Source organism: Vibrio quintilis, from assembly GCF_024529975.1.
Lineage (GTDB): Bacteria > Pseudomonadota > Gammaproteobacteria > Enterobacterales > Vibrionaceae > Vibrio > Vibrio quintilis.
This window is the reverse complement of record NZ_AP024897.1, coordinates 2,050,271-2,063,724: the sequence shown is the minus strand read 5'-3', so window position 1 is coordinate 2,063,724 and position 13,454 is coordinate 2,050,271. Positions and strand designations below refer to the sequence as shown.

General features: G+C 43.4%; 12 protein-coding genes. 4 read left to right on the top strand and 8 right to left on the bottom strand.

Annotated features, from left to right (window positions below; translation table 11 throughout):
* Positions 1 to 27 precede the first annotated feature (27 nt).
* The 5 genes from OC443_RS09730 to OC443_RS09710 all read right to left on the bottom strand — a co-directional run bounded on the left by OC443_RS09730 (position 28) and on the right by OC443_RS09710 (position 5,536).
* On the bottom strand, positions 28 to 861 hold the full coding sequence (locus OC443_RS09730; RefSeq protein ID WP_073581926.1) for a glucosaminidase domain-containing protein: 834 nt from the start codon (positions 859 to 861) through the stop codon (positions 28 to 30).
* Positions 854 to 1,645, bottom strand: coding sequence for a hypothetical protein (locus tag OC443_RS09725; RefSeq protein WP_073581924.1), 792 nt, complete (start codon positions 1,643 to 1,645; stop codon positions 854 to 856). Before OC443_RS09725 ends, OC443_RS09730 begins: the two co-directional genes overlap by 8 nt.
* Positions 1,646 to 1,798: 153 nt before the next feature.
* Entirely contained in the window at positions 1,799 to 2,521 is a 723-nt protein-coding gene (gene cobB, locus OC443_RS09720) for a Sir2 family NAD+-dependent deacetylase (protein ID WP_073581922.1), read from the bottom strand.
* Positions 2,522 to 2,671: 150 nt separating this feature from the next.
* Positions 2,672 to 3,892, bottom strand: coding sequence for an ammonium transporter (locus OC443_RS09715; protein WP_073581920.1), 1,221 nt, complete (start codon positions 3,890 to 3,892; stop codon positions 2,672 to 2,674).
* 285 nt (positions 3,893 to 4,177) lie between these two features.
* On the bottom strand, positions 4,178 to 5,536 hold the full coding sequence (locus OC443_RS09710) for a sigma-54-dependent transcriptional regulator (RefSeq protein ID WP_159440321.1): 1,359 nt from the start codon (positions 5,534 to 5,536) through the stop codon (positions 4,178 to 4,180).
* Positions 5,537 to 5,868: 332 nt separating this feature from the next.
* Between OC443_RS09710 and mobA the strand changes: the two genes are divergently transcribed.
* Both mobA and mobB read left to right on the top strand, forming a co-directional pair.
* A complete protein-coding gene (gene mobA, locus OC443_RS09705) occupies positions 5,869 to 6,450 on the top strand; it encodes a molybdenum cofactor guanylyltransferase MobA (protein ID WP_073581916.1) in 582 nt (193 codons plus the stop codon).
* 2 nt (positions 6,451 to 6,452) lie between these two features.
* Positions 6,453 to 7,010, top strand: coding sequence for a molybdopterin-guanine dinucleotide biosynthesis protein B (gene mobB / locus OC443_RS09700; protein WP_073581914.1), 558 nt, complete (start codon positions 6,453 to 6,455; stop codon positions 7,008 to 7,010).
* Positions 7,011 to 7,112: 102 nt separating this feature from the next.
* Here mobB and nagK read toward each other — a convergent pair whose 3' ends face one another.
* From nagK to OC443_RS09685, 3 genes are all read right to left on the bottom strand, one after another.
* Entirely contained in the window at positions 7,113 to 8,030 is a 918-nt protein-coding gene (gene nagK, locus OC443_RS09695) for an N-acetylglucosamine kinase (protein ID WP_073581912.1), read from the bottom strand.
* 123 nt (positions 8,031 to 8,153) lie between these two features.
* Complete coding sequence (locus OC443_RS09690) at positions 8,154 to 10,085, bottom strand: methyl-accepting chemotaxis protein (protein ID WP_262021661.1); 1,932 nt, start codon at positions 10,083 to 10,085, stop codon at positions 8,154 to 8,156.
* Positions 10,086 to 10,322: 237 nt separating this feature from the next.
* On the bottom strand, positions 10,323 to 10,664 hold the full coding sequence (locus OC443_RS09685; RefSeq protein WP_073581967.1) for a DUF3802 family protein: 342 nt from the start codon (positions 10,662 to 10,664) through the stop codon (positions 10,323 to 10,325).
* Positions 10,665 to 10,945: 281 nt separating this feature from the next.
* Here OC443_RS09685 and OC443_RS09680 point away from each other — a divergent pair, with 281 nt between their 5' ends.
* Positions 10,946 to 11,824, top strand: a complete 879-nt coding sequence (locus OC443_RS09680) for a fructosamine kinase family protein (protein ID WP_073581908.1) — start codon at positions 10,946 to 10,948, stop codon at positions 11,822 to 11,824.
* 240 nt (positions 11,825 to 12,064) lie between these two features.
* Positions 12,065 to 13,441, top strand: a complete 1,377-nt coding sequence (locus OC443_RS09675) for an MATE family efflux transporter (protein ID WP_073581906.1) — start codon at positions 12,065 to 12,067, stop codon at positions 13,439 to 13,441.
* Positions 13,442 to 13,454 lie beyond the last annotated feature (13 nt).

Here is a 13,454-nt window from a genome sequence, read left to right as displayed (position 1 = left end):
CACAGTCGTCAATCAGCCTCTCATTGCTCATCCGGCTTCATTGCCCGGTAAGATTTTTTGGTTATGACGAATCATGGCCTTTAAGCTGTCAACATAATCAATGCCCCGCTCTGAGTATTTCAACAGACCGTCTGTTAACTCTAAGGCACTCTGAGCAGTCGAAATATTCATCCCCTGCTGACGCAGGCTAAAACGGATTTCACGCAGATCATGATATGCCTTATTTCTGTTCACATTCATGAAGTAACGGTGAATTGACTCTTGTACAGAACCAAACTTAGCAACTTCATGTGTTGCGCCTTCTGATCTCGCCAGGGGCACCAAACCACATCCCTGCCGGTAACACCACTGACCAAAATAGTTATTTCCCTGCCGGGCAAACCGGGATGTTCCCCAGGCGGACTCATTCGCAGCCTGAATAAACACTAAAGCTTCCGGCAAAATATCTACCCGGTGAAGCGCTTTTTGAAACCATACTGAATCAGGCCCGTTTTCCGGCAACTTTAGTTTATATTCATGGGAAATCGCATCCAGCCGCTTCATTTCAGGCTTACTCAGCGTATGCTGATGTGTGATCATTTGCTCAACAGACAGGAGAAACTGCCGCTCTTCTGCAATTCGCTGATTCTCATAATGAATCCCCGGACGAAGATAGTTAAGAAAAGCCAGCTTTCTCTTTTTGATATTATGAATGGCCAGAAAATCCGGCGTATTCTGAGATAAAGAAGTATCCGGCTTTTGGGGTGGCTCTTGTTTAACCTTTTGAAGATCAGAATTATCCTGATGTTGATAATAATAACTACAACTACCTATACCCAGCACAACAAAAAGAAAAAAAACTAAATAAACAAACCTATGCATCAAACACCTTATGGTTATTGTCGTTGTTATCTTGTGAATTAGTAACAATAGTCAGTTTGATACCGAACATATTCCGGTAGAGGATTCCCTTAACATGTAAAAAGAAAGGCATCACAAAAATCAGACTGATTCCGTAAAATAAGAATGAAGCCGTCATAAAGAGGGTCAACACAAAATAAATGGCACAAAGTGGCAGGATTTTCTTATTAGTAGCTCTGACAGAAACACTCAACGCCTGAAATATACTCAGCCTTTTTTCACAAATCAACAGAATCGCATGACTGAATGCAACCGACAGATAGGCCGACAAAATCCAGAACAAACTACCGGCAATTCCCTGAAGTATTAAACTGATCAAAGTAGTCAGAATGACTGAAACCGTATACTGCAACCCTTTCGCGATGTGTCCTGTATGTGTTCTCAATCCTGCAGCATGACTCATCGCCATTAAACAGGTACCGGCATAAACAGGCGCACTAACCACTTCAAAAGTAAATGTCGCCACAAAAATAGCCTGAAATAACCGGGGATCCAGCTTTTCCGGGGTTTCAACACCAGTTAATATTGACGATAAATCAGGAATCTGTAACTTTAAAACGATGTAAAAAACGATTAATTGTACAGAAAGTAAAATAAAGATTGACGGGGTAAAAGACCAAAAATGTTTGACGGTACAAGTCAAAGCCTCTCTGAAAATTTCACCGATTTTCAGTGAATAATCACCTTTCAGTGCCCGCTCAATATTTCCACCTAAGTTAAATTCTTTTTCAAATTTCTGACTCATACTTCCTCTTGACGGCTTTTTATCGAGTCACCGCTCATACAACAAAGCGGCCATTATACTGGAATTCATCTCAAGTAAAAATCGTCAGTACTTCTGCCACTGAAATCTTCTCATCTAAAGTCCAGGCCCACATCTTACTCAAATTATGGCCTGTTATTTTCCTGATTGCCCGAGAATTTCATCAACAAGCCGGGGAACTTCTATACTCGCTTTCCCGTAACGTTTTTCTGCAAATTCACTTTCTACAGCACTGGGCTCAAGATTGATTTCAATAGTATGTGCACCATGTAATTTTGCATCATGGACAAAGCCTGCTGCCGGATAAACCACACCAGATGTACCGATCGAAACAAACAGATCCGCTTTTTCTATCGCGGTATATATTTCCCCCATCCGAAGCGGCATTTCCCCGAACCAAACAATATGCGGCCGCATCTGCGATGGAATTTGACAACAGTGACACAAGTCGCCGACATTTAAATCTGTCATTTGCTCAACAACCTGATCTGAAACACTGCAACGGGCTTTTAATAACTCACCATGCATGTGAATAATATTTTGACTTCCGCCTTTTTCATGCAGGTTATCAATATTTTGGGTGATGATAGTGACGCTGCCATCCAGCTCAGATTCCAGCCTGCCAAGCGAAATATGTGCAGCATTCGGCTGGATTGAATCGGAAAGCAATGACTGACGACGCTTGTTATAAAAATTCTGAACCAGATCTGGATCCCGGTAAAATCCTTCCGGGGTCGCGACATCTTCTATCCGGTGCTCTTCCCAAAGTCCGTCTTCTGAGCGAAAGGTTTGAATACCAGACTCTGCAGAGATACCAGCACCGGTTAAAACAACAATATTACGATATGGATAAAGCATGGCATATCCTCACAGTTTCATTTCCTTATATCTTAACATCATTCTGTTTTGATCCGGTAGATGACAGAAATGCATCTGGCCTCAAAAACAGCAGAGCACTAACCCGTTCAGGTGAGTGCTCTGGTTCAGGCAATGCTGAAGACAGTGAAATTATTCTTCGTTCGTTGATGAGATTTTATGGATGGCTAAGTCTGCACCATTAAATTCATCTTCCTGAGAAAGACGTAATCCGGTGAGTTTATTTAACAGGCCATACACGATAAATGCGCCCACCAGTGCAATGATAATTCCCAGACAAGTTCCCAGTATCTGAGTCAGCAGGCTGACTCCGCCCAGACCACCAAGGTTTTGCTGGCCAAATATACCTGCGGCAATGCCGCCCCAGGCTCCGCATAGACCATGTAACGGCCAGACGCCCAGCACATCATCAATCCGGGTTTTATTTTGTAAATAGGTAAATGCCCAGACAAACAGAACCCCGGCAACAATTCCTGTCATTAATGCGCCAAGCGGATGCATTAAATCAGAACCAGCACAAACAGCAACCAATCCCGCTAAAGGCCCGTTATGAATAAAGCCCGGATCGTTCTTTCCGGCAACCAATGCCGCAAGAATCCCGCCAACCATTGCCATCAATGAGTTCATTGCAACAAGGCCGCTGATACCATTGATCGATTGTGCCGACATGACATTAAATCCAAACCAGCCAACGCTGAGTATCCATGCTCCCAGTGCAAGAAACGGAATATTGGATGGCGCAAAGTTAGTATGCTTCCCGGCCCGGATCCGGCCGTGACGCATACCTAAAAATATGACCGCGACCAGCGCTATCCATCCGCCAACACCGTGAACCACAACAGAACCGGCGAAGTCATGGAATGGATGTCCCAGATTGTGTTCAAACCATTGCTGCACCTGAAAGTTACCGTTCCAGATAATCCCTTCAAAGAAAGGATAAATCAGACCAACAATAAAGAAAGTTGCGATTAACACCGGATAGAACCGGGCTCTTTCTGCAATACCGCCAGAAACAATGGCCGGAATCGCAGCAGCAAAGGTAAGCAGGAAGAAAAACTTAACCAGCTCATAACCGTTGCCGGCAGCCAAAGTTTCCGCATCTGCAAAAAAAGTTGCGCCGTAAGCCAGCCAGTAACCAATAAAGAAGTACGCAATCGTTGATACACCAAAATCAACCAGAATTTTTACCAGTGCATTCACCTGATTTTTTTTCCGGACAGTTCCGACCTCCAGAAATGCAAAACCAGCGTGCATCAGAAAAACCATGATAGCACCCAATAATAGAAACAAAGTATCTGAACTCTGAGTTAAGGCCTGTACAACACCTTGTACCTGAGTCAAATTTTCAGTCATTCTCGTTCTCTCCCTGATGTGCGCACTAATTCTGTGCTCAATAAATATAAACTCCCCAAAATGGGGATTTGTTTTTATATGGGCAAAGCAGGCATCTAATATGCCATTTTATTGACAAACAGAGAAAATAAGAGAATAAATTATAACCAACTGATAAATATAAATATTATATACAAGTATTCTATCATTAATCGTGATGAGACAGGTTTGTTATTGATATGAATGCACCATAATGATCTAATTGCATCAAAATGACGCACAAACATTGATCACCAAATTGGAACATCAATGTTCTTCGGACTGCCACTCTTTTAGTTTCCGGTCCAGTGTCTTTCTGGATATGCCAAGCTCCCGGGCTGCGGCTGATTTATTGCCATCATGGAAATTGATCACTTGCTGAATATGTGCCTGCTCAACTTCTTTCAGGCTCCAGCTGCCGGGATATCCGCTGAATCCATGCACCGGAGGTGCTGATAATTCCGGAATGTAATTTGAGTGGGAAACCGAAACCACAACATTTGATTTACCAGGCACTGTTTGTGTTTTTTCTTCCCAATAATCGGCTGGTGACTGATTAAGCAACAGACATCGTTCAATCAGATTTTTAAGCTCTTTGGCATTACCCGGCCAGCTGTAATCCCAGAGTTCAAAATGACCGTGGTCATCAATCCATTCAGGTATCGGCAAAGACAATTCGCTGCATAACCTTTTGGTCAGATAAGGGAATAACTCTCTTAAATCTGCACTGCGTTCTCTCAGGGGCGGTACATGAATTTTCAGCACGGATAACCGCTCGTATAACTCGGCGGAAAACTTTCCTTCAATGACGGCGTGATGCAGATTACAGGTTGTTGCAACAATGACGCGGATATCAACAAGGACATCGGTGCTGGTATGGGTGATAGTGAATGTCCGGTGTTCAAATAACTGAATCAATGCAGATTGAGCGCAGGCCGGTAAACATTCTACTGAGTTGAGAAACAGAGTGCCGTTATTCGCCAGCCATAACCGCCCTCCCGTTTTGTCATTCTGGCTGCCAAATAATTTCTCCAGCGCAGAAGCATCATCTTTCAGTTCGGTGCAATTCACCGGGACAAATGGTCCGATTCTTCCGCCGGCTGCATGAATCGCACGGGCAGTTAATTCTTTACCGGCTCTTAATTCACCTTCAATAAGTACAGCCGCTTTTGACGAGGCGTATTGCCTGATCAACTGTCTTAAATATCTGGTTTTCTCTGAATTACCGATTAATGTTGATGCCAGAATATGTTTTTGGGCATCCTGCTGAAGTACGAGATTGTTTCTGCTTTCGATTTTACGTTCAAGGCACCTTCCAACCACTTTCCTGATTTGCTCAGTGTCAAGCGGCTGGTAAATAATGGCGTCGAACTCTAATGCTAGTGTACTGATACCCGGTTGAGTACCGCATATGATTAGTTCTGACCCGGCAAATTCAGTATTCATCATGGCTTGAAACTTCAGGTCGTGATGGGTGAAAAGATCAAAAATCACCAAATCATAGTGAGTTTTCAGGCAAAGCTGCCCTGCCTCATCAATATTACGGGCATAGCTGACCTTACTGAACCAGGAAGAAAAAATCTGCTGTAATGCAATTCTGGTTTCAATATCACTTTCTATTATCAAAACAGAAAGAACCTGGCATTGTTCAAAGGAATGTCTGAATCTGTTAAGCATATTCGGTTCTGTTGATTTTGGCATAAAAAATCATCAAAATTCAGCTTCGGATGATCCAATCGTATATAAGCCATTATGATGAAGTGGTAGCTGATTATCTTACCCGTAATTATGCCCGTACCCAAGTGATAAGAAGATTTCTCCGGATGATAAACTCTCCCCTTTCTGTTTCACCTGATTTTCATATAAACTTGATGAATCTCAACTAAGCCGGTATACCCGAAGGCGCATATTTTCAGCGCTTTAGGTGTATCCCTTCAGTATATTCAAGTGAGTTTCTCATGATCACAAACAATCAGGTAACCTGGGTTATTCTTGCCGGTGGCCGGGCGTCCCGTATGGGGGGACAGGATAAAGGATTAATCCGGTACCAGGGAAAAGCTTTAATCCGCCACGTCCTTGATGCGATTTCTCCCACAGCATCACGTATTTTAATCTGCGCCAACAGAAATACAGATGAATATGCACAGTTTGCACCTGTCATTCAGGATCAAATTACCGGGTATGCCGGTCCTTTAGCCGGATTACATGCCGCACTGTTAAGTTCGACAACAGAGTGGACGGGCATTCTGCCCTGTGATGGCCCATTCGTGAACCATACAATCATAGAACGGTTTAATCAGGCAGCAGACGCTTCCGGCAAAGTATTTGTGGCACATGACGGTGAGAAAATTCAGCCTGTCTACGCATTAGTCCACCGCTCAGTGTTACCGGAACTGGAGCAATATCTGAGACAAGGTGAACGTAAAGTTGCTTTATTCTACAAAAAATGTGGCGCATCCAACGTTGACTGTTCAGACATACGTACCATGTTTACCAATATGAATACCCCTGAACAACTGACTCAGAGCAAAGAAGGTTAATCATGTCGATACATTCCCGCCTTCCTGATATTCCGGTTCTTGGCTTTGCCGCATTTTCCGGTACAGGAAAAACAACGCTGCTGGAGCAGTTAATTCCCCGGTTAACTCATCAAGGCTACCGGATTGGTATATATAAACATTCTCACCATGTCGTTGAACTGGATAAACCAGGAAAAGACAGTTTCAGATTAAGGGCTGCCGGCGCGATACAAACATTATTATCGACACCGGAAAGATGCATTCTGACCACTGAAATATCAGAGGGGGATACTGATTTTTACCGGCGGTTACATCAGTTTGACAGCGATGCACTGGATGCCATTCTGGTTGAAGGATGCAAAGAACAGCACTTGCCAAAAATTGAGCTGCACCGGGAACAGACAAAGAAACCCTGGTTGTATCCTCAGGATCCGGAAATTATTGCAGTCGCCTGTGATTCGCCTCATATCGATGCAAACATACCGGTACTTAACCTGAATAATCTTAATGAAATCGCTGAGTTTGTTGAAAACTACATCAACAGCTTTACACCAGATACCATTTCAGGTAATGCGTCATAACTGTGTGATATTGTCCGGGAAAGGGCATCAGGAAATCTGCATTTTCCGGTTAACAAAAGAAAAATGCAGATGTCACTTGTTAATTCATCAGAAGGGTCATGGTCAGTTTTTTGCCGGCAGGTTCAGGAACGCAGCCCCCCGCACACCGCCGGCATCTCCGTATTTGGCTTTGATAATCTCCGGACATTTCGCCACCGGAAGCAGGTATCTGGAAATACGTTTGGGGACTTCATCATATATCAGATCGAAATTGGAAAGTCCGCCGCCTAATACAACAACATGAGGATCATGCGCCGTGAATAAATTGCCGAAACAGACGGCAAGGAATTCCATAAATAAATCGACAAATTCAGATGCATCTGAATCGCCAGCCTGATATGACTGTATAATATCAACCGCTTTTTTACGATTGCCATAACGGTGTTCATAAAGCAGTTCAAACCCCCGCCCTGACAGATAGTTATCAAGACAGCCCTGTTTTCCGCACCCACATTGAAACAGTGGCGGATTATCACCAAGTAACAGCCATGCATCAATGGGTACCCGCATATGACCGACTTCTCCGGCCACATGATTTCTTCCGGAAAAGACTTTGCCGTTATAAATCAGTCCGCCACCGAATCCGGTGCCGAGAATCAGTCCCATCACTGATGGTTGATCCTGAAGGCTTTCATCCCAGGCCTCAGATAAAGCAAAACAGTTTGCATCATTGTCTAATTTCACCGGACGATTTAACTTCGCCTCGACATCCTGACGCAGAAAGCGTCCATTAGCACAGGGGATATTGACTGTCAGTACTGAATTATCATCGGCATTTTCCATACCAGGCAGACCTAAGCCTACCATGCCCTGACAGTCAAATTTCTGATCATATTTATTGACCAGTTCAACAATCGCATCAACTAATAAATCATAATCGTTTCCAGGAGTGGGAACACGCTCTGTCGCAACCCGGTCAAGTGAAGGGGTAAAGGCACCGAACTCTATTTTAGTCCCACCGATATCAAACCCATAGTACATTGGAAAAGCCTCCTGAAACTAATTCCACGATGAAAAATAAGTGGGGTTATCATACAAGCCCCGGAGACCTATCCATATGAGTTCACTCATTATTCGTGACCATAGTCAGAATTTATTTTCATATCATAGCTTATAAAGTGTCAGCATCTCCTGCTGCCGGTTTGCAATATCTGAAACTTGTCCTGCACTATCAACCACTTCATGTAAACTCTGTGCAGTTTCAGAACTTTGTTCGGAAATCAGGTTAATTGAGCGATTTACATCTGTTGTGGCTTCTTCCTGTTGCTCTGCGGCGACAGAAATTTGTTCAACTCTGTCACTGATGCCTTTGACGATCTTCTCGATATCAGTGAATGTATGTTTAACTTCCTCACCCGATTTTAAGACGGAAGTCATTTGGGTTCTGGAGTTTTGTACTGCCGTGCGTGAACGTGTGACAGAGTCAACCAGCTCATTCATCTGTCCGCGAATATTTTCTGTCTGCTGCGATGTACCGCTTGCCAGGTTTCGTACTTCGTCAGCCACAACCGCAAATCCCCGACCTGCTTCTCCTGCCCGCGCAGCTTCAATTGCTGCATTTAAAGCCAGAAGATTTGTACTCTCGGCAATACCGCTGATTAAATCAACCATACTGTGAATCTGCTCTACCCGTTCAACCAGTTCATTCATCGCACTGTCGTTAGTATCCAGAGTCGAATTAAGCAGCTTCAGTGTCTCCTGGCTCTGATTCAGAACATCAACACCAGCCAGTGCATGAGTGACGGAAGTCTGACTTTCTTTATGCGTTTCCTGAGTAATCGCCGCAATTTCCCTGATCGAAGCTTCAATCTCAGTCATGGTACTGCTCATCGAAGTCAGAGCCTGATTTTGATGCTCTAACCGCTTGTGGCTGCTCTCGGATGCCTGATGGCTGCTTTCTGATGACTGATACAGAGCAGAGGAAGTCTCAGTCACCTGATTTAAAGACGCCCGAATAGAATCAACGACTTCGTTGAGCGACTTTGCAACAACACGTAATTCTGAGGGCCCGGATTCCACCAGACTACCGGAAAAATCTTTCGCGGCGAGGGCATGAAGCCTTTCGATAATATGTTCAAGTGCAGCACAGATCCAGCGGCGCAAAGTCAGCCAGACAATCATCATGATGGCCATGATCACCACAGCAAACACCAACTGAGAATGTGTCGTCAGATCAATCGTACGGGATACCAGATCTTTCTTTTGCTCAATCTGTTTTCCGGCTGATTCTGAGATGCTATCCAACTGTTCGATAACAAGGGTCGCCAGTGAAAGTGCCTGATTCAACTCAGACTTTTGCTTATTCACTAATTCAAGTTCTGCCAGAAGTTTTTTCAGAATTCCCTGTTTACCAAAGCCTTTTTGCACCATTTCATAAGGCGCAGTCAGGCTGGCAAATTCAAGCACATCAGGATACCACTCGGTGAAATCATCAAAGGCCAGGGAAATACCAGCCTGTCTTGTCCGTAGTTCTTTATATAACTTGTATGCCTTTTTCTCTTTTTTCTCCATCATCAGCATGAGAAACAGGCTTTCCATTCTTGAAGCATTTGAAATAAAGCGGTTGGCTGCATCCATTGCTTCCGGATTTTCAAATGCAAACATGTTTGCTATCCGGCTCATTTCCGGCCCAAGAGAACTCACACCATAACGGAAACTGTCAGCCACTTCGTCTAAAGCGGCTCTTTCAGCTAAACGCTGATGCTGAAGAGACATAATTGACTGGCTTAAGTGTTTCAGCTTATCCAGTTCATCAGAAAGTCTGGAGATATGCTCACCGGTCAAAGCCGGGATACCATTTTGTGGATCTGCAAATTTTCTGAGGTTTTCCAGTTCAACGTGAGTCTGATTTGTCTTTATTCCAACATCAGACATCAGGTTCTTAAGTTCAGGGAGATCTTCAACCCTGACACCGGTGCTCAATAACTTGGTACTTTCAAGAATAGACTGAACTAACTCTGCATTGGTGATTGCCAGTGGCAGTGATCGTTCAGAAAGGTGTTCAAATTGTTCAGCAACCGTATGGAGTCCTCTCAATCCCTGCCAGGACAACACAGCAATGAACAAAATGAAAATAATGAAACAAGAACTGATAATCCTTATCAGCGAAGAAGAAGAAAAAAAACTAAAAAATTTTAACATCTGAATAGTAATCATCTGAGGTGACTATTGTGATGATGCTAAAAATAAAATATTTCAATTGCGTTGCATTAACATTACAAAGTGATGTCGGTTACAAATTTATTAGTAAATCAAAAGAAAACAAACCCGTAGTTAATCATATTTGGCTACAGCAGTATCAAACAGGTTTTTCATCAATGAGACAAACTCATCGAGAAATACAATCTGTTCGTTTGTCGCTTTACTTGTCCAGCAACCCGCCAGCACTTCTTCTAAATCTTCAGCGACCATATCGGCTTCTTTTAGCAGCTGAAAGCGGACACTGGAATGTAACTCCGGGTTTTGCTCGAAAATATCCATGATATTACTGGCAACTAAGTCTGTCACAACATCTTCAATACTTTCTTGTCCGGTATCACCAGCATGTGTGAATACATCCAGGTTCAAAGCCAGATGCTCAATTAACGCCAGGTAACCTTCGGTTTCTACAACCACTTTCGTTCTCCGCAATCAAAGTTCCAGTCACTATAGTAATTCTAACCACAGAATATTAATTTTACAGCTATACCAAAACTTAATTTGTATTTTTTGAATAATTACACAAGTCTATCCGTACTTTAATAAAAATTTCAAGCACAGAAATACTTGTCATATACATAATAGTCTCATTTCCTCCCTGTTCGCCAACAGAATTTTCTTTAACTGATTCTAATGGATAGGAAAATGTTCAAAAGTTATTCTAAACTAGTAAGGTCTTCATCAAGCGGGTGTTCATCATGTGGCAAGGGATTCTTCAGCAATTATCTGAGACATTAAAGCGGGAGTTTAACCTGATTGATAAACAGAAAATCAGACAGGAAGGTAGTAGCAGTTACTATATGATTGGTAGCCAGGCTGAAAAATTCTTTGTTAAAATCAGCGAGGACGTTCATGAGGCACTCCCCCGTTTTGTCTGCGAAACAGACAACTTAATCGCATTATCCCATTGTAATCATTTAAATATCCCCAAGCCCGTTCTGGTTGGAAAAACGAAGTCCCACTCGTTTCTAATCCTTGAATACCTGCATATCAAGCCTTTGGAAGACAGTCGCCACAGCTTTCAGTTTGGTGAGCAGTTGGCTAAATTACACTCCTGGGGTGAACAAAAAGAGTTCGGATTTGATCAGGATAATTTTATCGGTATGCAGATCCAGCCTAATCCATGGCATAAACACTGGCATACTTTTTTTGCAGAACAGCGTATTGGCTGGCAACTGCAATTATTACATGAGAAAGGCATCGTATTTGTCGATATTGATAAATTTGTCGCGCAGGTCTCTTCGGCCCTTTCTCATCATCACCCGAAACCCTCCCTGCTTCATGGTGATCTCTGGCATGGCAATGCCGCGGATAACGGAAACTCACCCTATTGCTACGACCCTGCATGTTACTGGGGAGACCGGGAATGCGATATTGCGATGACAGAATTATTTGGAGGCTTTGAGCCTGAATTCTATCAGGGATATGAAAGTATTTTACCTTTAGACTTTGCTTATGAAGAACGCAAACATCTGTATAATCTGTACCATATTCTGAATCATTGTAATTGTTTTGGCGGACACTATCTGACGGATGCGCAAAAACTGGTAGATCGCATTTCATCCGAAGCAGAGTAAAGTTGTTTGTGGCCTGTCAGTTCAGGCCTGAATAACTTGTGATGAGACTCATCCGTATAAAGATAATCTGAAACCTTCTTCTTCAGATTATCAGGGTATAAAACCATTGCCGTTCATCGAATAAATGCTAAGATGAGGCTTCTTTTTATCTCCTTTCACCGCAATCATAGTTTTCATCTTATCGGTCCTACAGTGGACGGGATGAAGTTTTACGTAAGCTGTTTTTCGTTAGGTAAATTCGTGTATAAGTATAAAACTGAATCACAAAAGCTGATTAAGCTTGCTCTTCCGGTCTTAATCGCTTCTGTTGCTCAAACCAGCATGGGATTTGTGGATACAGTCATGGCCGGTGGCTATAGTGCAACCGATATGGCTGCCGTTGCTGTTGCATCAAGCATCTGGTTTCCGACTATTTTATTTGGCATTGGTATTCTGATGGTGCTGGTTCCTGTCATTGCACAGTTCAATGGCGCAGGCAAACAGGACAAAATAGCAAATGAGGTTCAACAGGGGATTTACATTGCTTTTGCACTGCTGATTCCTGTTGCTGCGATTTTGTCTCAGACGAAGTTTATTCTTTCCCTGATGGATGTCGACGCAGCTCTGGCAGAAAAAACGACGCATTACATGTACATGATGTTAATTGGTGCGCCTGCCTTTCTGCTGTTTCAGGCTTTAAAAAGCCTGACGGACGGCATCTCCATGACTAAACCAGCTATGTACATTGGTTTTCTCGGTTTGTTGCTGAACATCCCGCTCAACTGGATTTTTGTGTATGGTAAATTTGGTGCTCCTGCACTGGGAGGCGTCGGATGTGGTGTGGCAACGGCGGTTGTTTACTGGTTCATGCTGATACTGATGTTTACTTATATTAAAACATCACGCCGCCTGGATAACTATGCGGTATTTCATACGTTTTACAGACCAGATAAAGCTGAAATGCTCAATATTTTCAAGCTGGGTTTCCCTGTTTCCGCGGCGATGTTTTTTGAAGTGACCCTTTTTGCCGTTGTTGCACTTTTGGTTGCACCTTTGGGAACCATTATCGTTGCCGCACACCAGATCACCATGAACTTCTCATCAATGCTGTTTATGCTGCCAATGAGTATCGGTGCAGCGGTTTCCATCCGGGTCGGACACTCTTTGGGGGAAGACAATCATGAGCAGTCAGTAATTGCCTCTAAAGTAGGTTTATACATTGGACTTGCTTGTGCTGTAGTCACCGCAGTTCTGACAGTACTGCTCCGTGAACAAATTACTCACATGTATACAGAAAATCAGGAAGTAATCGCCATTTCTGTCCAGTTGTTGCTTCTTTCTGCAATCTATCAGTTTGCGGATACGATACAAGTGGTTTCCGCCGGCGCGCTCAGAGGTTATAAAGATATGAAAGTCATGTTCTATTGTACTTTTGTGGCTTACTGGATGCTGGGCCTGCCTTCCGGCTACATCTTAGCCAAGACGAACTGGGTGATTGCACCTCTTGGTGTTGAAGGGTTCTGGATTGGGTTTATCATTGGTTTATCCGCAGCTGCACTAATGCTTGGATTGCGGTTAAGATGGATTTTCGGGCACAAACAGGCCGTGTCTCCCAATCTGACTGAAGCCTGCTCCTGATGGGTATATAACC